The sequence below is a fragment of the Acidianus infernus genome (assembly GCF_009729545.1).
Lineage (GTDB): Archaea > Thermoproteota > Thermoprotei_A > Sulfolobales > Sulfolobaceae > Acidianus > Acidianus infernus.
On sequence record NZ_WFIY01000004.1, the window covers coordinates 609313 to 628151 of the forward strand.

An 18839-nucleotide genomic window follows, 5' to 3' on the forward strand; every position below is an offset into this window, starting at 1 on the left:
AAATATCGATTATAAATAAAATATTACTTATAAAGGTCTTGAATAGCCTTTGAGACATCTACAATAGATAATATACCTACAATATTCCCTTCTGAATCTTTAACCGGCAAATGTCTAATTTTATTTTTAGTCATTATGCTTACTGCATCTACTATGTCTGTATTAAGATCCACTACTATTAAATTGCCCATAGTAGCAGCAACTCTAACTTCGTCTGACGGAGAAAAACCTGAAGCTATAGCTTTTACAGCATCTCTATCAGTAAATATTCCCTTAGGCACTCCATTTTCTGTAACTAAAACAGAGCCTATACCTCTTTCTAGCATTAATTTGCAAACTTCTTGCAGGCTAGTGTTTGCTTCCACTTGAAAAACTGGAGTATTCATATAGTCTTTTACAGTTCTCATAAGAGAATATTCTTCATTGTTCCCAATAAGCTTTTAGGTTAACGTTTTTAGGCTCTCCTCCATTCTTTATTAAATCTTCAATTACTTGCCTATAATAATCTTCAGTTTGAACTCCTCTAATTAACCATTTGTCATTAATTAAAACTGCCGGTACTCCATGTATCCCCATTGCATGTGCCTCTTCTTCGTCTTGTATTACCGCTAATTTTGCCTTCTTTGACTTGAAGTCTTCTTTAAACCTTTCAACGTCTAGCCCAACTTCTTTAGCAATTTCTATTAGTACATCATCTGAAGTTATATCTTCTCCTTCAAAGAATAATTTTTCTTGAGCTCTCTTATAATATTCCCAGTGACCTTCGTCCCCTTTTTGAAACTCTGCTGCCTTGCATGCCATCTGAGGTGGAAGAGACCAAACATAACCTATTTTACCTTTATTTATTACTTTTTCAGGATCATAATCTGGAATATATTTTTTTAGTATAGAAAATTCGTTTTTAAATAACTCTCTAACCTCTTCTATTGTTGGAGCAATGTCTTTTAGGTCTTCAAGGGAAGATATCATCATAAAAGATTTATGCCTAACAATAACTTGATCTTTATAGTCCTTCACTACGTTCATTAATCTCCTAGTCGCAATAAAGCAGTAAGGGCATAGCACGTCATGGAAGAATTTTATCTCTATCATTTTATGTAAGATTAAAAATAGTAGTTTTTAACATTACCTTAAACATTAACGGCAATTATTGGTTCTCATTAAAATCTTTGAAATTAAGCTTTTTCAGCTAGATTATAATAATAAAAGATGAAAGATTAGAAGAGGTGAAAGATTGTGTTTGTTAAAGATGTCATGTCTCCTGATGTAATAAAAGTAACTAAAGATACAAAAATATACGATGCATTAAATATAATGATTAGAAATAATATAAGAAGACTTGTGGTCGAATCTAATGGAATAGTTACTATAAGAGATATTGTATATAATTGGGAAAAAATTGACGATACTGTAGATAAAATTATGACTTCTGATTTACAATTTATAGATAAAAATTCTGATTTAAAAGAAGCTTGTAGAATAGTAACTGCAAAAGGAATAGGATCTTTAGTAGTAGGCAACGGAGATAACATAGAAGGAATAATAACTGAAAGAGATTTAATAAGATATTGTAAGGCAGACATAAACTCGTTCGTGCAAGATATTATGAACAAAAATCCACTAATAATTTCAACAGATACTACATTGGCAGAAGTAGTAGAATTTATGAAACAAAAATATGTTAGGCATGCTATAGTTGCTTGCAATAATTTACCCTGCGGAGTTATATCAACTAAAGATATAGGAAAGGCTCTTTTAGCAAAGAAAGATTTAACAAAGACAGAAGTTTCTGGATTCATGTCTAATAATGTTTTTAAAGTGTATCCAGACGATAAAATTGAGACCGCAAGAATACTAATGGCTGAAAAGAACATAGGTTTCTTACCAGTAACTAGTCCAAAGGAAATATTAGGTAGCCTTAGTGAGAGAGAAATTCTTGCAGTCTTATCTATTTAATTTTTTACTAATCTATGAAAGAAGAAGAAAAGCTTATAAGTGAAAAAATACATCATTATGGAATAAGTGAGAAGAAAATGGAAGACTACAGAAAAATCTTTGAGGGTCTTGCATATACGATAATTGAAGACGATGAAGCATCAATAGTATTACTAGAAGGAAAACCAATAGCTGCATCTTGCATAGAACATGGAAATCACGATCTATTAGACCTAAATTGCCCACATGTAGAAAAGCTATTGAAAAAAGTTTTTTCTTAAATGCCCGCCACAACAGCTATTTCTATTAGAACGTCTTTAGGTAATTTTGATACTTCTACTGTAACTCTTGCAGGAGGATTATCTTTAAAATACATGGAGTATACTTCGTTAAAACCTTGAAAATCGTTCATGTTTTTTAGATAAACGAAGCTCATTAAAACCTTATCTAACCCTGAACCGGCTGCTTCTAATATCGCTTTAATATTTTCTAAAACTTGAGCAGTCTGCTCTTTTATTCCGCCATTAACAACATTATTTGACTTAGGATCTAATGGAATTTGCCCCGATATAAATATTAGATTACCCATTTTTACTGCTTGAGAATATGGACCTATAGGCCTTGGAGCTTTTTCAGTATAGATTATTTCTTTCATCGACTATGATATCAATGTATACTAATTATTTTTAACGCATTCTTGGATATAACATCGATTAAGTGCACGTTCTTAAAGGGCAAATAAGGATAACCGCTACCATAAATCAGTCTATCCGTAGGTATTTTATTTAAGAAGCTCTCTGGAACACCAGAGGTCTCAAAAAACACGTTATCATATTTAAGCAAATTATAGAGCCTTTCTTCCATTGGATAATAAGAGCCTAATACTACAAAAGTTAAATGGGTAAATTCTTGTATTTTTTGAGTTAGATCTTGCATAGTCTTTATAAATATTGGCATTTTATGATCCTCGGCGAATTCTAGAACCTTGTCAATATCTTGGATTTTGTATCCATGTTTCTCTGGCGTTAATACTATGCCTACTATTCCTTTCTCGTACTGTCTACCTAATTCTACTTCTAAAGGAACTCTACACTTTGGATTATATATACCAAGTAAGCGATATTTCTCTCTATGTTCATTTTTATTCGTTAGCCAAAGATATTGTTGATAGAATCCGTCCACACAGCACTGACAAGAGTATTTATATGCAGGATTTAGTAAAATAATGTCAAAATATTCTGAAATTTCCTTTGCATTAACCCATTTAATTCCTAGATGCTGATGAACGTCTATTCTCACAATTAGATTAATACTTCTTCTGGAATATTATATTCTGTCATGGCTATGTCCTTCAAGTCTCTGGCAATTTCTTCCATGGTTATTTCGCCTCTTAAGCCTCTCATTATAATATCTTTAAACTCTTCCGGAACATAATCCATTCTAGGATCTACTGAGTAAAAGTCCTTTAATGCTTGTTCCCTCTTTGAAGGATTTGTTACTGCCTCTTCCAATTCTCTTTCTAGCCATTCAGGAAATGGGAAATTGTTAGTCAAGGAAGCATATAATGAGACCGTGAAAGAGTAAATATCCATCTCTGTTGAAGCTCTTTGCCCAAACCTCTGCAATGGATGAGCGTAATAAGGAGTATAATGAATTACTGGAGTTCCTATCTTTACGGCACTGCCTAAGTCAGAAAGCTTTGGAATTACACGCTCTTTTTCTAATGCCTCTAGTGCCTCTTCTCCGTAATTAGGTAAAGGGTTAGTAAATAATATATTAGAAGGTTTAATGTCACAATGGATATATCCTTCTTTATGAATGGTTATTATTGCATTAGCTAATTTAGAGAATATTACTGAAACTACTTGAGGCCAGATAACTGAGTGCCTTAAAGTTGAATATTCGTCCTTTGCTAGCACATCTCTTAAGTCTCCACCACCCATGTACTCCATTACAATAGCGGGGGGAGAACTGTAATAATCCACCCAATTTTCGTCAATGAAATTAGCTAAAATTCTTACAAGGTATTTTGAATTCTTTGAGATTTCCTGCATTTTAGCTACTTCATTTAACATTTCATCAAAGTTGTATTCTTTCTTCATTATTTTCATAGCATACTTTTTACCTAGTCTTTCAACCAATAACACATAACCCATTCCTCCTGTTCCTAGCACTTGTTTTACCTCATATCCATATATTACGTAGCCTATCCACTGTTCTGGGTAAAAATCTTTAGGAGAGTAAAGGACTCCCGGCTTAACCTTTTCACAGGCTTCTACTATACCTTCTTTACATGCATAAAGGAAGTCTTTTTCTGCCTCACTCTTTGCGTTTAAGCTTTCTAAGGCTAATCCTCTTAAGAACGCGGAACCCGCAGTTCTACGTACTTTTTCTGCTTCCTCAATTATTTTTAGTGCATCCATAAACTTACCAGATTTTATATAAGCGTTTGCTAACATCAGTAAGTTATGATAAGACCTACTTCTCTTCACAGCCTCCTCAAAGAATTTTACAGCTTCCTCTGGATTTTTCTTAATAAAATGCCATCCTAATTTTAGAGCAGGTGCATCGTATGTAGGTAAAATTGAAAGCGCGTTATATAAGATCTTGGCATTTCCTGTGGCATCGTATTCTTCTATAATTTTATCAACTTTTTTTCTTAATTTTTCTTCTAGAATTTTATATCTTTCGTCTGAGAAAAATGAATAGATCTTTAGAGCCTCCAGCTCTTCTCCTATTTTCTCATAACATTCTGCCACTGCTAATGATTCTTCTGGATACTTCTTATCTAGTTTTGTGTATAACGAAATCGCTTCGCTGCATTTTCCAAGCTTTGAAAGACCTATTATTGCTTGTCGAATTACTTCATCATCTGAAGAGTACTTAGAAAGTGCATATTGTATAACGTCATAATTATCCATTGCGTCCAGTAGCTTCCTTTTATTCCTACTAATAATTACTATACCTTTTATGATTAAATAATTCTCATTAAATATGGGATTATCAATATTACCTAAAAATAAGCAAAGAGATTCATTCGATTCAAATAAGTAACCTAGGTTACCTACTTTTAAAGTAAGCTTACCTTCAAAAATAATTTTAGAACAGTCATAAATGGGAAATTTTGACAATTTTATTTTATCTCCATCTATTGTCGCCAGATAGCCTATTATATTATCCTTAGTTTTTAATTTTCCAAAGTATTCCTCAACTTTTCCGTCATTAAATATGTACCTTTTATTACCGTCAGTAAATACAAACTGCACGATTAATTTGATTTCGGTATAACTCTTTTTAGATTTCGGCTTAATAATACATATCTCTTATTTAGTTAAAATAGGACACTAAATAATGAGGAAAGAGCATTATATAGTATTACAGTAGAACAACTAATTTTTAGATATAAAACTACATTGTAAATATATGCTAAAACACCTAGAATACATGAGACATAGTATGACAGAACCTTTAGTTACTATATATTTATATAAAAAAGTTGAAGATGGAAAAATAATTTCTGCGTTTAGAATTATGATGTATAAAGATAGTATAATATCTATCTATGAAGATGATAAATTACAAGGAGGAGTTATATCAGACATTGAGAACGGTGGAGTAGACAAAGCTTATGAGATAATAAAGAAATACTATGATGATACTAGCGATGATATGATAATTTATGGAGAAAAGGATCTTGTTGATCAATTACTAGAAAAATTTGATCAGCAATGAAACTTTTATTAAAATTAGCTATTAGTTGGATTCTTTGGGGAATAGGATTTTATCTATATTATCCTTTCCTTTCAATATTTCTAGTTAGATATATAAAACCTTCCGAATTAGGATTTTTTTATCTAACAACATTAATATTTGCCTTGCCATTACCTTACCTTGGAGGAAAAATTAACAAGAAATTTGGAGATAAATATAGCATAATTTTAGGAATGAGTCTTTCTGGAATAGGAATTTTATTACTTCCTTTTGCTTCTTCCATTATATCACTTTATATTTTCATGATAATGTATAATTCATTCTACATAGCATTACCGGCCTTTTATGAATTAATGGAAATAGAAGGAAAAAGCACAATATCAAAGATTTGGGCAATATCGGTTTTACCATCAATATTTATGCCCTCAATAGGAGGAATAATCTCACAGTATCTAGGATTTACTTACCTATTTATTATATCCGCATTTTTCATTATTTTTTCATTTTTACCATTAATTATGCAAAAAGAAATCAAAAACGCGGATCCAAAAATCGAATTTTATCCAATAATTTCTCTAATTATACTTCCAGTAGCATTATCAAGTCAGTTTATTTATTTAGTTATAAAGGAGATGTATAATTTAAGTGATACATTAATAGGAATTATAGCCACATTTGCAGAGCTATTAGGTAGCATAATAGCTTTTACTTCTTCTTTTATCTCGAGTAAAAAAGCAATTAATATTTCTCTTATTCTATTTTCTTTGCAATCATTAATAATAATTTCTCCTTATTTTTCCGTATTCTACGGACTATGGGAATCAATAATTCCATTATCACTATCCATATCCAAGAAAAATTATATCTCTGCAGTAACAATGCAGATAGTAGGTTGGATTCTAGGATATCTAATTGCGTCAATTATACAAAGTCCTAGAGACGCCATATTTTTATCATCTGTTCTATCTTTAATTGTACTTACTGCTATAAATTTTGGAAAATATTAGGGAATATAAAAAACTCTTCTATCTAACTTTTCATACTAACTGCTTAAATTATATTGTGACAAAATATTTCATGTGAATATAACACAGTTAGTAATATTGACAAACTTAGCAGAAGGAGAGCTTAGTATAAAGGAGTTGGCAGAATACACTGGAATTCCGAAAAAGAATATAATAAAAGCAATGAAAAGCTTAGAGAATCGAGGATATGTAGAGAAAAGAGCAATAATAGGAAGAGATATAATATTTTCAATAACAGAAGAAGGACTAGAAGAACTTTACAAATATTATTTATTTATGAAAAAGTTAATAGAAGACATGGAATTCACATTATGTAGTAGATTTGATTGTTAAAACCAAGCTAATAAATTATAGAGCATACTTATGAATTTCTCCTTATTAATTTCATAAACTACGTTTGCATTAGGCTCTTTATTCCAAATTCCCAAGTAGTCAATAACCGTCATTCCCCTAGTTAAACACTCACAATTTTCTATATCTACGTACTGTTTTTCCACTTTAGTTGCAATAGAGCTATCTATCGCGATAGCAGTTGTTATTAAGTCTGGGTGTGGATGACCTTTCATTTTTTGTTTAGTCATAGCATAATTTCTGTAATGAGTATAAATATCTATATAGAACGAGGAAAGCTTAGTATTCATAGATTTTATTTTATTCCATTCTTCAGCATTAATTGTATAATTTGTAATTAGATCCCATGCAACCATTGTTAAATCCATACCAGAGCTAAATATTACTTTAGCAGCATCTGGATCGACCCAAATATTATACTCGGCTACTGGCGTAATATTACCCCTGCCATATATTGTACCGCCCATAATCCATACTTTCTTTATTTTTTCAGCTAAACTCTTGTCTTTTAAATACGCTAAGGCTAAATTAGTTAAAGGTGAAATTGCTAAAAATTCCAATTCCCCTGCATATCTATCTGCAAGTTCTATTATAGCATCTACTGCATGCTTATTACTAGCCTTTAATTTGCTAGGTTTAACAACTTTATCGCCTATACCTCCTTTGCCGTGTACGTTTTCAACTGTTCTATAATTTTTTACAATAGGCCTCTGACTACCTGGATAAACTGGAATTTCCTTACCTATAAATTCTAATGCCCATAATGCGTTGTTTACTTCTTGATCAAAACTTATGTTACCTTCAACTATTGTTATTCCTTCTACAGATATTCCATAACGTAAAAGCATAAAAAGGCTCATTATATCGTCTTCTGCTGTATCGCAATCAATTATAAAATGCCTTGACATGCATAACCCTATGCAAATATATTCTTAAAGTCTAATATTGCTTTTAATTTCCAATACACCCTTGGGATATCGTCGTGTGTAAAATAATTTAATTTCTTTATTGCATCTTCATCAGCGACATATAATTTGCTGATTCCAGAACCAACTACAGTATATGCATAAATAGGTTGAGTATTTTCTATAGTACTCATAAAATCTTCTATAGTGGGAGTAGTAACGTAATATCCATTACTACTATTGCTTTCTTCAATAGTTGCTACTCCTTCATCTTTTGAAAACCCATGTATTTTAGCATCAAAATCATAAGATGCATGAATAGTATATTTTCCATCGTATTCAACCAGCATTGCTAAAGGTTTTAAATGCATCAACTTATTAACGTAGGCTATAGTTTCATCTTTTTTACTAAATGACCTTTCGAAAGTAAAAACCTTAGTAGGTTTTGGAAATAATTTTAACCTTGCCTTATATATTGCACCTAATCTACCTTTGCTACCTATAATAATTTTCCATGAAATTTTACCAAAAGGGGTGATGAAAAATACCTTATCAGTAAAATCGTACGGTTTGCCGTAACGTGTAGATAAAGGAGAAAACTCATTGTTTGCTAAAAGTCCGCCAATACTCCCGTCATATAAGCATGGTAATAGTAGTCCATACTCCGATGCTTCCTCCCTTATCTTATCGACAGAAGCTCCTGCATAAGCTTCAACGTAACCTTCTTTCTCTATTTTGTAGTAATCCATTTTAATTTTCAGATAAATATCAGATTTTCTAGGACTTGAATGCTTTCCATAGCCTATAATCATTACCTTTTTGCCACTTAAATAAGCATCCTTAATGGAATTATATAATTCCTTCTCGTTATATACTTCCATCAGTTAGTCTCTTGATTTAAAAAACCTTATAATACTTGAGCCCCTTAAGATTTTATGCCACTTGTAGGAGTAATAATGGGAAGTAAATCAGATTGGGAATACATGAAAGAGGCAGTAGATATATTAAAGTCATTTGGAGTTAGTTATGAAGTAAAAGTTGTCTCTGCACATAGAACTCCGGAGTTTATGGTTGAATACGCAAAGACCGCAAGATCTAGAGGAATTGAGGTCATAATAGCCGGCGCAGGAGGAGCCGCGCACTTACCTGGAATGACTGCATCTTTAACTACTCTGCCAGTAATTGGAGTCCCGATTCCTTCTAAAAATCTTAATGGATTAGATTCGCTATTATCAATAGTTCAAATGCCTTACGGAGTCCCAGTAGCAACTGTTGCCATAGGTGGAGCTAAAAATGCTGCACTGTTGGCAATCAGAATACTTTCGATAAAATATAAAGATTTGGAAGAAAAGTTAAATAAATTTATGGAAGATATGAGAAACGATGTCTTATCAACATCTCTCCAAGCTTAAGATTGGAATATTGGGCGGAGGTCAATTAGGCTGGATGCTAATATTAGAAGGAAGAAAATTTCCATTTGAATTTTACGTACTTGGCAATAAGGACGAACCCGCATGTAGAATTGCGGATAAGTGCTTCTCAGAAGATCAATATAAAGAACTTGTAGACTCATCAGATATAGTAACCTTTGAATTTGAGCACGTAAGTGAGAAAGCTTTAGATTACGCTGAAGAAAAAGGAAAATTATATCCTAAGATTAATTCTGTAGAGTTAAAAAGGGAGAGATATAAGGAAAAGGAATTCTTAAGGGATCATGGCTTTCCCGTACCTAGATTTTATGTAGCTAATGATGGAGAAGAAGCTTTGAAAATACTTAAGGATGAATTTAACAATGAAGGAGTTTTAAAAAAGTCAAGAGGTGGATATGACGGAAAAGGACAGTATTTTATACACAGAGATGTAGATAAGTATCAATTTATAAAGAACATGAAATGCAAATTCGTAGTAGAGGAGTATGTGAATTTTGATTTTGAAGCTTCAATAATAGCTACAAGGAGTAGAAGAGAGTTTAAGGCCTTTACTCCCACATTTAATTATAATGAGAAGGGAATTTTAGTCTATAACTATGGACCATATTATAACGAGAAAATGATTGAAATAGCAGATAGATTAACTAGAGAGCTAGATTATATAGGTACAATTGGTATTGAATTCTTTGTTAGAGGCAATGAAGTCTTAATAAACGAGATTGCGCCAAGGGTTCACAATACTGGACATTATACACTAGATGGGGCGGAGACTTCACAATTTGAACAACATATAAGAGCTATAGCGGATTTAGACTTAGGCTCAACAAGAATACTTTCCCCTTCTGGAATGGTAAATATACTGGGTGTAGGAGAAGTTCCTAAGGACGTATTAAAATTTGGCAAAGTATACTGGTATGGGAAAAGTGAAGTTAGGAAAAGGAGAAAAATGGGTCACGTGAATATTATAGGAGATAATTTGGAGGACGTAAAAGAAAAAATTGATAATGTTATGAAGATAATATATCCTCAAGGACTGGACTTATGAAATTTAATTTTAAAATCTGGATAGAAGACGATAATGGAAATTCTATATTAGGTAAAGGTGGAGTTGAATTATTAAAAGAAATAATTAATACGGGGTCTATTTCTAAAGCTGCCGAAAATCTTAACTTATCATATAAATTTGCTTGGGAATATGTGAGAAAAATTGAATCAGAAATAGGAGGAATAGAAATGAAAAAAGGAGGAAAGAATGCAGGAGGAACTATAGTCTCAGATAAAGTACAACAGCTTCTTAAGATTTATGAAGAGGCAATGAACGAAGTTTCTGCGGTGCTTGAAAAATACTCTAAGAAGCTAAATGACATTAAATGATAGTTCTAGTAATTTCTTTGCGTTCCTATATCTCCAGTGATCTAATTTTATTTCTCCAATTTCTTTTGTATTATTAACATGTTGTTTATTGCAAGCGTTTATGTTCCATCCTGGAATTATTACAATATAAAGTTCTTTTACCTCTTGAGGCACTGGAAATAGATCGTAAATCTCGTCTCCATATTTTTTCTCTGCTTCTTCTCTGCTTAGCTTTTCAGTAATAAACGGCACACCTTCGTTTATTTTATTCTGTGCTTCTACAAATATTCTATTAATTTCCTCTTCAGTAGGTTTTCTCTCAAATTGGACAGTTAACCTACCGTGAGGACCGTTAACATAAGTACTTGCAGTCCATTTAGCGCCTAAAACTTTTCTTGTTGCACCTTTTAGAACATGTAAAGCACTATGAGTCCTAATTTCTATCATTTTTCTCCTCCATTGCCTTTATTCCACTTTTTATGAAATCTTCAACTACTTTTTCTGGTTCCTTAGCTTTCATTACAGCACTAGCAACGCCTATCCCATCAGCTCCCAATTTTACTGCAGTATATACATCATCTCCACTACTTATTCCTGCACCAGCTATTATAAATACTCCAGGTACTTTGGAAATTTCTTTAACAGCGTTAGTTATTACTTCTGGTTTAGCTTTTGATACAGAAATTCCAGAACCTATTAATTCTGGCGGTTCTATTAAGATGGCTGTAGGTTTTAACAGAGCCATTGGCTCTACAAGCTCATATCTATCTACGCAAACTACTGATTCTAAACCTAGTCTATTTAATCTGATTAATGCGTCGTGTATTTCATCTGCTCTTATCCTTTTCTCGCTATGATTTAACAATGTTCCTTTTGCTCCAGCTTCTTTTATCATTTCCGGTAATAAAGATCCAGTATGCGCGCCTAAAGGATATGGATCAACATGTTGCGCATAAATAGGTAATGATACCTCCTGAGAAAGAATAGGTATCATAGTAGCCGGAACAGATAAAATAACTTCAGTAGAATACTCTATTGATACTTTCTCTATCTTTTTTGCAATATCTATACCTTTTTTACCAAAAGAGTTCTCGTAAGCCTTGAAATTTATTAATATTATTGGCTTTTTCATAAGATTAGGGGGGACAGCTTATTTTTATTTATTGTGGAGTTGATTTAGCAGTAAAGAGAAAATCTGCAATAGCAAAAATGATAGATAGTAGAATAGAGGTAAAATTCCTATCTACTGATGAAGAAATTATCAATTACTGCAAAGACGCAAAAGTGACAAGTATTGATTCTCCTTTATCTCTCTCTAAAGGATTTAGAGAAGTAGATAAGACAATGATAAGAAATGGTTATAGAGTTTTGCCTCCATCTTTTATGGTTAGTCTGGTAACAAGGGCCATTAAACTTTCTAGTTTATTACCAAATGTTATAGAAACTCATCCAACATCCTCAATGAAAAATTTGGGAATTAATTGGAAAGATTATTCAAGAAAGAAGGATGAAATAGACGCAGTAATTTGTGCCATTACTGCTTATGCCTATGATAATCATCTTGCTCTGGAAATTTCTGCTAATGATGGAACAGTTTACTTATTACCTAAAGGTTTTCCGAAGCCGATTAAAATGAGTGAAGGTTATTATACACTTCCACACATAGGTAATCAATGATAAGATTAAATTTTATCAATTTCGAAAGCGAAATTTTGAAGGATAATCCTTTGCAAGATCCTTATATTAGACGTATAGGCATAATAGAACCAGAAGATCCTATTGGCAAGCCAATAATAATATACTTAAGTGGATTTCTTGGATCTTCGCTATCAATGTTAAATTATGATCCATTATCTGAGGATATTCTAAGTAGAGTAGAGAGACTTAAGAAAGAGGGTAAAATTAATGGTTCGATTATAGTTCTACCAGATATGTTCACAAAAGTAGGAGGAAATCAATACATTAACTCACAAGCTGTAGGTTTTTATGAAGATTTTTTGATAAAGGAATTAATACCATATCTAGAAGAAAAATATAAGAGTAGAAAAATAGGTTTGATAGGAAAATCATCCGGTGGTTATGGTGCATTAGTCTTAGGCATGAAATATAATGAAATCAAAGCAATAGCTTCTCATTCTGGTGACGCATACTTTGAGTATGTTTACCTGCCAATGTTTCCTAAAGTAATACCATATTTGAGAAAATTCTCTTCCCCAGAAGAATGGCTAAATAATTTTTGGAAAAAACAAAATAAAAAGAAAAAGGAAGACTTAAACGTACTTAACATAATAGGCATGTCAGCATTTTATTCTCCTAGTCCAGAAGGAAAAATATTACTTCCTTTTGATTTGGATTCTGGAGAAATTATAGAAGATTTATGGAAAAAATGGTTAGAGAAAGATCCGGTAAGAATAATAGAAAAACTTGGAGAAAAATTAAAGAATAAAGGCGTATTCATTGATGTAGGAATAAAGGATGAATACAATATTCAATATGGTGCTAGAATTCTTCACAATAAGATGAAGAAGATGGGCATAGAGCATTACTATGAAGAATATGAAGACGGACATATGAATACTTCTTATAGACTAGATATTTCAATAAGCTTTATAGAAAAATATTTATCTATGATAAGCTGATTATTCCATTCAAAATCGTTATAAACTTTTTTATCTATAGAAATTGATATATATCTATGGATATCCTACTACTATTCAAATTAACACTATTAGTTATAGCTTCAGTTACAAGTACGTTCGGAATAGGCTATATAATACTAACAAAATTTGCACCTTCTACTATAAATAAAAAGGACTTATTTACGTTAGGAGGTATACTTTTAAGCGCTGGAATAGTATCTTTTCTAGTCTCAATAATATTCTTTTAGGTGAAGATATGTATAGAATAAGTTTTGAAAATGGGAAAACTTACATAATAAAGGAGAATGGAGAAATAGAGGAAGACGAAAATAAAAATGAAGAAAATCTACAAGTAATAATAGTTAAGACGTTAACTAGGGAAAAAATGGAACAGTATCGGAATAAAGGCGTAAAAATTTTCGAGTGTAAAGAAAGTCAAGATTTATGCTTGTCTAAAGTCCTTAAAATATTATTTGGAAAGCCAAAATCATGCAAATTCGCATAAAGATGAAACCATAAATTTCCAATCATTTGTAAATTCAAATACGCAATTTACATATTTTCCCTCAAGAACTAAAGGTAACCATATTCTATCATCAACCCACATATTCTTAAATGGTAAATCGTTACGCTGTACCCAAATAGGTATAGCTTCATCACTTTCTTTTAAGATGCCTATAAATTCTGTAGCTAAATACACATGCATTACTTGAACATTACCATTGATTTGCTTAAATGTAATAACACCTACTTTTCGTGGATTTATTATTTTTACGCCAACTTCTTCTTCTGTTTCCCTTATTGCACATTCTAAAGGAGTTTCGTTCTCTTCTACTTTTCCTCCAGGAAAAGTTATAAGTCCCTCTCCTAATCCCCTCTTCTTTTTTATCATTAATAATTTGTCAGATTGAATTATAATACTAAGACACGTATGTAGCTCCAATCTTTTTTACCTCTTCTTACAATATTCTTGTATGATAGTAAAGACATTAGAGGTATTAAGGCCTCCTATAATTTCAATTGAAGATAACTTAATGCAGGCTTTTAAGAGGATTAATGAGAGAGGCATTGGACGAGTAATAATAGCTAATGAGAAGGTAGAAGGAATACTTTCTACTAGAGATTTACTTTCTGTTTACCTTAGCTTCTGTCCTCAAAATTGTAGCCAAGGAGATTTATATAAAATGAGCAATATGAAGGCATCTTTATACATGACCCCGAATCCTGCGGTTGTAAACGAAAAAGATGATATATTGGAGGCAATAACTATCATGGTAACAAGGAACTTCGGATCTTTACCAGTTGTTGATGACTTAGGTAGACCAACTGGTATAGTAACAGAAAGAGAAATGCTCTTGAATTTTCAAGATCTTGAGGTTCTATTTCCAGTTAGTATGTTCATGAGTAAAAAAGTAACTACAATAAATAAAGATGCTGACCTTGTGCAGACAACTAGACAAATGTTACATAGAGGATTTAGGAGATTACCTGTAGTTGATGATGAAGGAAAGGTAATAGGAATAGTGACAGCTGCTGATTGTATAAAGGCCGCTTCAAAGAGTGTAGAAAAATTAGATCCAGATTACTTCTTTAGTAAGAAAGTTACTGATATAATGAGCACCCCGCCTATAAGCATAGAAGAAGATAGATCTATAAATGAAGCAGCTGCTACTCTAATAGAGAAGAATATTGGTTCCTTGTTAATATTAGATGATGAATCTAGACCTAAAGGAATAATAACCGAAAGAGACTTATTAATAGCATTACATTATCAATTACATTTACAATTTTTACGAAAAACCTAATTGTAAATCAGCTACAGAAGGCACTATTTGTGAATACACTTCTATGGATTTCTTTAATTCATGAAAGTTTGTTGTTAACCTATGATTATAATGCTCTATTATATTTTCCATTACGTTTAAAGTATAGTACTTAGACAAAGAAGATATTACCCTAGCAGAATTCTTAGGATCTTTTCTAATAATGTTTATTCCCTTTTCATATATTTTTAACAAGCTAGTAGGGTCTACTTTAGAGTAAATTACACAAGAAGGAGCTCTTAAGCCTAATTTATCAAGTTCATCCTCTAGTTTTTCGCCTAATTTAATCTCTATTCCAACTATTGCAAGATTTCCTTCCTCTGATTTTTTTACAGCTGTTTCTGCATCAGTATTTATAACTTCTTTGCTAGTATATTTTGCATAAAGACGAGCATTTATATCTGCTAGCGTTCCTGCTCTTATTGTATAGAGCTTAGTAGAATTCTTGTTACCTAGAATACTATACATATCTATGTAAACTCCAGCAACTATCTTATACCCTTTTACTTTTAGTTTAGCAATATTAGTTATAGAATCTAGAACTATATCCCCTATTTCATTGGTTTCACATGAGTTTTTTAAATTAATTTGTTCTCCTCCTAATTCTTTAGCCACTAGTAATGGAAAACTTACTGGCCCTGCAAAAGGCGTTGTTACTAACATATGATAAAAAGAGATAAAAAAGTAAAAAAAGATAACACTTTATGAAATTAAGTAAAAATGTAGAAGTTATACCAGGTAGTCCTAACACACTCATTTATGACGAGAGAGTAGTAATAGACCAAGGTGGTAAAAATGCCGATTTAAATATTAATGCAGAAGTACAATTGGCAACTCATGGTCATATGGACCATATTGCTGGACTATTCAAAAATGCAAAGATAAAATTTCTTCCAAAGGAAGATTATTGGAGTTTAAATATAATAGGGAGAAGAGCGATAACTTATGGATTTAGTGCAAAAAATTCTAGCATTTTTACTTATGATCTTATAAAGGAAGAACTAAAGGACGAATTTACTGATAGTGAAGTAGAGAAAATAAAACTTCCTGGACATACGCCAGGACATGTGGCTTATAAGATAGACAACGTATTGTATTGCGGTGATGCATTCTTTGGACAAAAAGTATTGGAATCTTTCATTTTCCCATTTTATACTGATTTTTGGGCTGCACAAGATAGCTTAGATAAATTAAAAGAGCTTGTCAAATCCGTAGATTTTATCATAATTTCTCATGGACCAATATATAAAAAGGAAAAAATGATAGAACTACTAAACTTTAACATTGATTATAACAAGAAGCTTGTAGAAGAAATTAAAGATATTATACGAGGAAATCCCATGACTGCAGAAGAAGTCGTAATTAAACTCATGATTAAAAGAGGTAAAAACGAAATAAATCCTACATCAGTAATTTTAAATGAGATAACGGCTAAATCAATCTTATCAGAAGTAGCAAAAAATATAAAAGTAGAAAGCAAGGGCGTTACTTTTGAGATTTAGCCGGAATTCCAGCTTTTACCAGTTGTTCTAAGTCTAAAATTCTATTAATTTCCTCTTCGCTGAATCCCATCTCTCTTAACGCTTCTCTTATTGACATACCTTTAACTAGCATTTTACCTATTTGTGAAGCTTTATCGTAACCAACTATAGGAGAAATAACTGTTATCAACGATGGACTGCTTTCAGCATATCTCTTCATCTTTTCTACATTGGGCTTCATTCCGTTTATTACTAACGAGGAGAACTTGCGTAAAGCTTCAGATAGAAGGTTCTCTTGCAATATAATATTATAACCAATTAATGGAACCCCCATAGCTAACTCAAACTCGCCTAACATTGAAGCCATTTGATTGGCTTGATCTAAGCCTACTACTTCTGATGAGACTAATAATGTAGCCTCAACTGTTACTGGATTTGTTTTGCCCGGCATTATGCTACTTCCAGCAATCTCTTCTTGAGTTGGAATATCTATTTCTCCAATTGAAGTAAATGGACCAGAAAACATTAGTCTGAAGTCTTGACCTATCCTATAAAGTTCTATAGCTATGTTCCTCATTACTCCACTAAGTAATAAAAGATCTGTTAAAAACCTCATAGATCTAAATTTATTTGATGTCTTAAAATTAAGTGATGTTAATTCATTTATTTCTTGAATCACTACTTCAGTAAATTTGGGATGAGCATTTAAACCAGTTCCAACTGCAGTACCACCTATAGGTAATTCCTTAACATACTCGATAACATTATTCAGTTGTTCTAAATCGTGACTTAAGGCGTCATAATATGCTGATAATTCTTGTCCCAATGTTATAGGTAAGGCGTCTCTTAAATGCGTCCTTCCCGATTTTATAACGTTCTCATACTCTTTACTCTTTTCGTTAAGTGATGAGATAATTTCTCTAAGTGATGGCATCAAATTCTCTATTGCATTAGAAACTGCAGCTATTCTAATAGCTGTAGGAACTACATCATTTGATGATTGCGACATATTGACGTGATCATTAGGGTGGATTTTCTTACCAGACAGTTCAGAAGCTCTTTCTGCTATAATTTCATTAATATTCATATTCAATCCCGTACCAGAGCCCGTCTGAAAAACATCTAAGACTACTTTTTCATCGTGCTTGCCTTCCATAACTTCTATTGAAGCATCCTCTATTGCCTTTGCTATATCTTTATCTAAAAGGTTTAATTTTGCATTTGCCCTTGCACAAGCTAATTTAACTAACCCCATAGCCCAAATTATTTTCCTCGGAAATCTAGTACCAGTGTTCATAAAAAGTTTAGGAGCAACTTCGGTATATTTCATGATCTCTATATATGAAATAGGGATTTATAAAAATGGTGGCGGGCCCGCCGGGATTCGAACCCGGGACCTACGGGTTACTCCCTAGCGGTTAAGAGCCCGTCGCTCTACCTGGCTGAGCTACGGGCCCACAAAAATAACATTTTATTGCCGTTTATAAAACTATTGCATAAGCATTATATCAAAGTTTCTTTTGCTGTTGTAAATATGAATAAATATCCTTTATTAATTTATATTTACCTTTAACTTTTTTAACCATTATTAATCCTTTAACTCTGCTTCCTGGATGTACCTTATCTAGAACTTCTGGTTCCAAACCAAGAGCTTTAGCTGCAGAAAAAAGATCATCTAAGGTAATCTTAACTTTCTTAGTTTTTCTTCCCTTCCTTCTGCTATCTGCAGTAAAATATGCTAACCAAATTGCTATTTTATTACCTTCATAATCTCTTAAGCTCATTTCTGAACCAATATTGCATTTATAACTCCATCTTGTCCAGGCCTTGAGGTTACTATAGCTTCACCTATTTCTGTCCTTATTCTAGCACCTTTTACTATTATACCTCTCCTTGCATATTCTCTGTTAGAAGGTACTTCTTCTACCTCTAGAATCTTAACCTTTTTATAAGTATGATCGGATGGATTATACACGTTAGCAAAAGCAGCATACTTCAGTTTAATTTTAAAATTGCCCCCCATAACTCTTACTTTTTCTCTTATATCCTCTGTATGAAGTTTAGTCTCTGTGGGCAATTCACCCATTTCAAATTTTCTTTTATCCCTATGTCTACCCTTTAGCCCTCCAGTTATTTTCCTCAAATCATTACCTTGATAAACGCCCATCTCTTATCACTTTATAAGA

Annotated in this window: 28 protein-coding genes and 1 tRNA gene; 14 read left to right on the forward strand and 15 right to left on the reverse strand. The window is 32.3% G+C overall.

Features of this window, described 5'->3' with window-relative positions; translation table 11 throughout:
- Positions 1-23: 23 nt before the first annotated feature.
- Both D1867_RS03625 and D1867_RS03630 read right to left on the reverse strand, forming a co-directional pair.
- Complete coding sequence (locus D1867_RS03625) at positions 24-407, reverse strand: CBS domain-containing protein (protein WP_155862850.1); 384 nt, start codon at positions 405-407, stop codon at positions 24-26.
- A gap of 13 nt (positions 408-420) precedes the next feature.
- The gene (locus D1867_RS03630) at positions 421-1092 is read right to left on the reverse strand and encodes a DsbA family oxidoreductase (protein WP_155862851.1); all 672 of its coding nucleotides are present in this window, start codon (positions 1090-1092) and stop codon (positions 421-423) included.
- 144 nt (positions 1093-1236) lie between these two features.
- On the opposite strand from D1867_RS03630, the gene D1867_RS03635 reads away from it, so the two are divergent.
- Complete coding sequence (locus tag D1867_RS03635) at positions 1237-1956, forward strand: CBS domain-containing protein (protein ID WP_338077950.1); 720 nt, start codon at positions 1237-1239, stop codon at positions 1954-1956.
- Positions 1957-2033: 77 nt separating this feature from the next.
- Entirely contained in the window at positions 2034-2216 is a 183-nt protein-coding gene (locus D1867_RS03640) for a hypothetical protein (RefSeq protein WP_155862852.1), read from the forward strand.
- Here the strand turns inward: D1867_RS03640 and D1867_RS03645 are convergent.
- Genes D1867_RS03645 through D1867_RS03655 form a run of 3 tightly spaced genes read right to left on the reverse strand, consistent with a single transcriptional unit; the run spans position 2213 to position 5201 of the window.
- Positions 2213-2590 (reverse strand): RidA family protein, encoded by a 378-nt coding sequence (locus D1867_RS03645; RefSeq protein WP_155862853.1) that lies wholly within the window; start codon positions 2588-2590, stop codon positions 2213-2215. The genes D1867_RS03640 and D1867_RS03645 overlap by 4 nt on opposite strands.
- 11 nt (positions 2591-2601) lie before the next feature.
- Complete coding sequence (locus tag D1867_RS03650) at positions 2602-3234, reverse strand: amidohydrolase family protein (protein WP_205737134.1); 633 nt, start codon at positions 3232-3234, stop codon at positions 2602-2604.
- A gap of 2 nt (positions 3235-3236) precedes the next feature.
- A complete protein-coding gene (locus D1867_RS03655; protein ID WP_338077951.1) occupies positions 3237-5201 on the reverse strand; it encodes a protein kinase domain-containing protein in 1965 nt (654 codons plus the stop codon).
- A gap of 157 nt (positions 5202-5358) precedes the next feature.
- Here D1867_RS03655 and D1867_RS03660 point away from each other — a divergent pair, with 157 nt between their 5' ends.
- From D1867_RS03660 to D1867_RS03670, 3 genes are all read left to right on the forward strand, one after another.
- The gene (locus tag D1867_RS03660) at positions 5359-5667 is read left to right on the forward strand and encodes a hypothetical protein (RefSeq protein ID WP_155862854.1); all 309 of its coding nucleotides are present in this window, start codon (positions 5359-5361) and stop codon (positions 5665-5667) included.
- Positions 5664-6653 (forward strand): MFS transporter, encoded by a 990-nt coding sequence (locus D1867_RS03665; protein WP_155862855.1) that lies wholly within the window; start codon positions 5664-5666, stop codon positions 6651-6653. Before D1867_RS03660 ends, D1867_RS03665 begins: the two co-directional genes overlap by 4 nt.
- 72 nt (positions 6654-6725) lie before the next feature.
- Positions 6726-7004 carry a helix-turn-helix domain-containing protein gene (locus tag D1867_RS03670; protein WP_048054582.1) on the forward strand — a complete coding sequence of 93 codons (279 nt, stop codon included), beginning with the start codon at positions 6726-6728 and terminating at the stop codon, positions 7002-7004.
- On the opposite strand, the gene D1867_RS03675 is transcribed toward D1867_RS03670, so the two are convergent.
- Together D1867_RS03675 and D1867_RS03680 are read right to left on the reverse strand one after the other, a co-directional pair.
- A complete protein-coding gene (locus tag D1867_RS03675; protein ID WP_155862856.1) occupies positions 7001-7930 on the reverse strand; it encodes a nucleoside hydrolase in 930 nt (309 codons plus the stop codon). The two genes, D1867_RS03670 and D1867_RS03675, sit on opposite strands and share 4 nt — an antisense overlap.
- A gap of 8 nt (positions 7931-7938) precedes the next feature.
- Positions 7939-8808, reverse strand: a complete 870-nt coding sequence (locus D1867_RS03680; RefSeq protein WP_155862857.1) for an FAD-binding protein — start codon at positions 8806-8808, stop codon at positions 7939-7941.
- Between the two features lie 54 nt (positions 8809-8862).
- Here D1867_RS03680 and purE point away from each other — a divergent pair, with 54 nt between their 5' ends.
- The 3 genes from purE to D1867_RS03695 are packed head-to-tail and all read left to right on the forward strand — an operon-like array spanning position 8863 to position 10731.
- Positions 8863-9339 carry a 5-(carboxyamino)imidazole ribonucleotide mutase gene (gene purE / locus D1867_RS03685; RefSeq protein ID WP_155862858.1) on the forward strand — a complete coding sequence of 159 codons (477 nt, stop codon included), beginning with the start codon at positions 8863-8865 and terminating at the stop codon, positions 9337-9339.
- Positions 9311-10402 carry a 5-(carboxyamino)imidazole ribonucleotide synthase gene (locus D1867_RS03690; RefSeq protein WP_155862859.1) on the forward strand — a complete coding sequence of 364 codons (1092 nt, stop codon included), beginning with the start codon at positions 9311-9313 and terminating at the stop codon, positions 10400-10402. The genes purE and D1867_RS03690 overlap by 29 nt, the downstream gene beginning before the upstream one ends.
- The gene (locus tag D1867_RS03695; RefSeq protein WP_155862860.1) at positions 10399-10731 is read left to right on the forward strand and encodes a winged helix-turn-helix domain-containing protein; all 333 of its coding nucleotides are present in this window, start codon (positions 10399-10401) and stop codon (positions 10729-10731) included. The genes D1867_RS03690 and D1867_RS03695 overlap by 4 nt, the downstream gene beginning before the upstream one ends.
- Here D1867_RS03695 and D1867_RS03700 read toward each other — a convergent pair.
- Both D1867_RS03700 and tpiA read right to left on the reverse strand, forming a co-directional pair.
- A complete protein-coding gene (locus D1867_RS03700) occupies positions 10714-11157 on the reverse strand; it encodes an alanyl-tRNA editing protein (protein ID WP_155862861.1) in 444 nt (147 codons plus the stop codon). The genes D1867_RS03695 and D1867_RS03700 overlap by 18 nt on opposite strands.
- Positions 11144-11842 carry a triose-phosphate isomerase gene (gene tpiA / locus D1867_RS03705; protein WP_155862862.1) on the reverse strand — a complete coding sequence of 233 codons (699 nt, stop codon included), beginning with the start codon at positions 11840-11842 and terminating at the stop codon, positions 11144-11146. Before tpiA ends, D1867_RS03700 begins: the two co-directional genes overlap by 14 nt.
- A 26-nt stretch (positions 11843-11868) precedes the next feature.
- Here tpiA and D1867_RS03710 point away from each other — a divergent pair, with 26 nt between their 5' ends.
- The 4 genes from D1867_RS03710 to D1867_RS03725 are packed head-to-tail and all read left to right on the forward strand — an operon-like array spanning position 11869 to position 13854.
- Positions 11869-12387: a DUF429 domain-containing protein gene (locus D1867_RS03710; protein ID WP_420809287.1), complete on the forward strand. Its 519-nt coding sequence runs from the start codon at positions 11869-11871 to the stop codon at positions 12385-12387.
- Entirely contained in the window at positions 12384-13349 is a 966-nt protein-coding gene (locus D1867_RS03715; protein ID WP_155862864.1) for an alpha/beta hydrolase-fold protein, read from the forward strand. Before D1867_RS03710 ends, D1867_RS03715 begins: the two co-directional genes overlap by 4 nt.
- Before the next feature lie 56 nt (positions 13350-13405).
- Entirely contained in the window at positions 13406-13597 is a 192-nt protein-coding gene (locus D1867_RS03720) for a hypothetical protein (RefSeq protein WP_155862865.1), read from the forward strand.
- An 8-nt stretch (positions 13598-13605) separates the two neighbouring features.
- Positions 13606-13854 (forward strand): hypothetical protein, encoded by a 249-nt coding sequence (locus D1867_RS03725; RefSeq protein ID WP_155862866.1) that lies wholly within the window; start codon positions 13606-13608, stop codon positions 13852-13854.
- On the opposite strand, the gene D1867_RS03730 is transcribed toward D1867_RS03725, so the two are convergent.
- Positions 13837-14292 carry an 8-oxo-dGTP diphosphatase gene (locus tag D1867_RS03730; RefSeq protein WP_276608428.1) on the reverse strand — a complete coding sequence of 152 codons (456 nt, stop codon included), beginning with the start codon at positions 14290-14292 and terminating at the stop codon, positions 13837-13839. The two genes, D1867_RS03725 and D1867_RS03730, sit on opposite strands and share 18 nt — an antisense overlap.
- A gap of 31 nt (positions 14293-14323) precedes the next feature.
- Here D1867_RS03730 and D1867_RS03735 point away from each other — a divergent pair, with 31 nt between their 5' ends.
- Positions 14324-15154, forward strand: coding sequence for a CBS domain-containing protein (locus tag D1867_RS03735; RefSeq protein WP_155862868.1), 831 nt, complete (start codon positions 14324-14326; stop codon positions 15152-15154).
- Here the strand turns inward: D1867_RS03735 and D1867_RS03740 are convergent.
- Positions 15140-15835: a DUF3834 domain-containing protein gene (locus D1867_RS03740; protein ID WP_155862869.1), complete on the reverse strand. Its 696-nt coding sequence runs from the start codon at positions 15833-15835 to the stop codon at positions 15140-15142. The genes D1867_RS03735 and D1867_RS03740 overlap by 15 nt on opposite strands.
- Before the next feature lie 41 nt (positions 15836-15876).
- On the opposite strand from D1867_RS03740, the gene D1867_RS03745 reads away from it, so the two are divergent.
- A complete protein-coding gene (locus tag D1867_RS03745) occupies positions 15877-16674 on the forward strand; it encodes an MBL fold metallo-hydrolase (protein ID WP_155862870.1) in 798 nt (265 codons plus the stop codon).
- Here D1867_RS03745 and D1867_RS03750 read toward each other — a convergent pair.
- The 4 genes from D1867_RS03750 to D1867_RS03765 form a co-directional block, all read right to left on the reverse strand.
- Positions 16658-17983 (reverse strand): class II fumarate hydratase, encoded by a 1326-nt coding sequence (locus tag D1867_RS03750; RefSeq protein ID WP_155862871.1) that lies wholly within the window; start codon positions 17981-17983, stop codon positions 16658-16660. The genes D1867_RS03745 and D1867_RS03750 overlap by 17 nt on opposite strands.
- 36 nt (positions 17984-18019) lie before the next feature.
- Positions 18020-18110 (reverse strand) — tRNA-Lys (locus tag D1867_RS03755).
- A gap of 51 nt (positions 18111-18161) precedes the next feature.
- A complete protein-coding gene (locus D1867_RS03760; RefSeq protein WP_013775694.1) occupies positions 18162-18437 on the reverse strand; it encodes a hypothetical protein in 276 nt (91 codons plus the stop codon).
- A complete protein-coding gene (locus D1867_RS03765; RefSeq protein ID WP_155862872.1) occupies positions 18434-18820 on the reverse strand; it encodes a 30S ribosomal protein S8e in 387 nt (128 codons plus the stop codon). Before D1867_RS03765 ends, D1867_RS03760 begins: the two co-directional genes overlap by 4 nt.
- Between the last annotated feature and the right edge of the window lie 19 nt (positions 18821-18839).

Excerpts from the sequence above, each read along its gene's own strand:
- D1867_RS03750 (WP_155862871.1), bottom strand. The coding sequence starts at position 17,983 with ATGAAATATACCGAAGTTGCTCCTAAACTTTTTATGAACACTGGTACT.
- D1867_RS03680 (WP_155862857.1), bottom strand. The coding sequence starts at position 8,808 with ATGGAAGTATATAACGAGAAGGAATTATATAATTCCATTAAGGATGCT.
- D1867_RS03740 (WP_155862869.1), bottom strand. The coding sequence starts at position 15,835 with ATGTTAGTAACAACGCCTTTTGCAGGGCCAGTAAGTTTTCCATTACTA.
- D1867_RS03625 (WP_155862850.1), bottom strand. The coding sequence starts at position 407 with ATGAGAACTGTAAAAGACTATATGAATACTCCAGTTTTTCAAGTGGAA.
- D1867_RS03725 (WP_155862866.1), top strand. The coding sequence starts at position 13,606 with ATGTATAGAATAAGTTTTGAAAATGGGAAAACTTACATAATAAAGGAG.
- D1867_RS03630 (WP_155862851.1), bottom strand. The coding sequence starts at position 1,092 with ATGATAGAGATAAAATTCTTCCATGACGTGCTATGCCCTTACTGCTTT.
- D1867_RS03660 (WP_155862854.1), top strand. The coding sequence starts at position 5,359 with ATGCTAAAACACCTAGAATACATGAGACATAGTATGACAGAACCTTTA.
- D1867_RS03735 (WP_155862868.1), top strand. The coding sequence starts at position 14,324 with ATGATAGTAAAGACATTAGAGGTATTAAGGCCTCCTATAATTTCAATT.
- D1867_RS03675 (WP_155862856.1), bottom strand. The coding sequence starts at position 7,930 with ATGTCAAGGCATTTTATAATTGATTGCGATACAGCAGAAGACGATATA.
- D1867_RS03720 (WP_155862865.1), top strand. The coding sequence starts at position 13,406 with ATGGATATCCTACTACTATTCAAATTAACACTATTAGTTATAGCTTCA.
- D1867_RS03765 (WP_155862872.1), bottom strand. The coding sequence starts at position 18,820 with ATGGGCGTTTATCAAGGTAATGATTTGAGGAAAATAACTGGAGGGCTA.
- D1867_RS03690 (WP_155862859.1), top strand. The coding sequence starts at position 9,311 with ATGTCTTATCAACATCTCTCCAAGCTTAAGATTGGAATATTGGGCGGA.
- D1867_RS03665 (WP_155862855.1), top strand. The coding sequence starts at position 5,664 with ATGAAACTTTTATTAAAATTAGCTATTAGTTGGATTCTTTGGGGAATA.
- D1867_RS03640 (WP_155862852.1), top strand. The coding sequence starts at position 2,034 with ATGGAAGACTACAGAAAAATCTTTGAGGGTCTTGCATATACGATAATT.
- D1867_RS03700 (WP_155862861.1), bottom strand. The coding sequence starts at position 11,157 with ATGATAGAAATTAGGACTCATAGTGCTTTACATGTTCTAAAAGGTGCA.
- purE (WP_155862858.1), top strand. The coding sequence starts at position 8,863 with ATGCCACTTGTAGGAGTAATAATGGGAAGTAAATCAGATTGGGAATAC.
- D1867_RS03760 (WP_013775694.1), bottom strand. The coding sequence starts at position 18,437 with ATGAGCTTAAGAGATTATGAAGGTAATAAAATAGCAATTTGGTTAGCA.
- tpiA (WP_155862862.1), bottom strand. The coding sequence starts at position 11,842 with ATGAAAAAGCCAATAATATTAATAAATTTCAAGGCTTACGAGAACTCT.
- D1867_RS03645 (WP_155862853.1), bottom strand. The coding sequence starts at position 2,590 with ATGAAAGAAATAATCTATACTGAAAAAGCTCCAAGGCCTATAGGTCCA.
- D1867_RS03745 (WP_155862870.1), top strand. The coding sequence starts at position 15,877 with ATGAAATTAAGTAAAAATGTAGAAGTTATACCAGGTAGTCCTAACACA.
- D1867_RS03695 (WP_155862860.1), top strand. The coding sequence starts at position 10,399 with ATGAAATTTAATTTTAAAATCTGGATAGAAGACGATAATGGAAATTCT.
- D1867_RS03715 (WP_155862864.1), top strand. The coding sequence starts at position 12,384 with ATGATAAGATTAAATTTTATCAATTTCGAAAGCGAAATTTTGAAGGAT.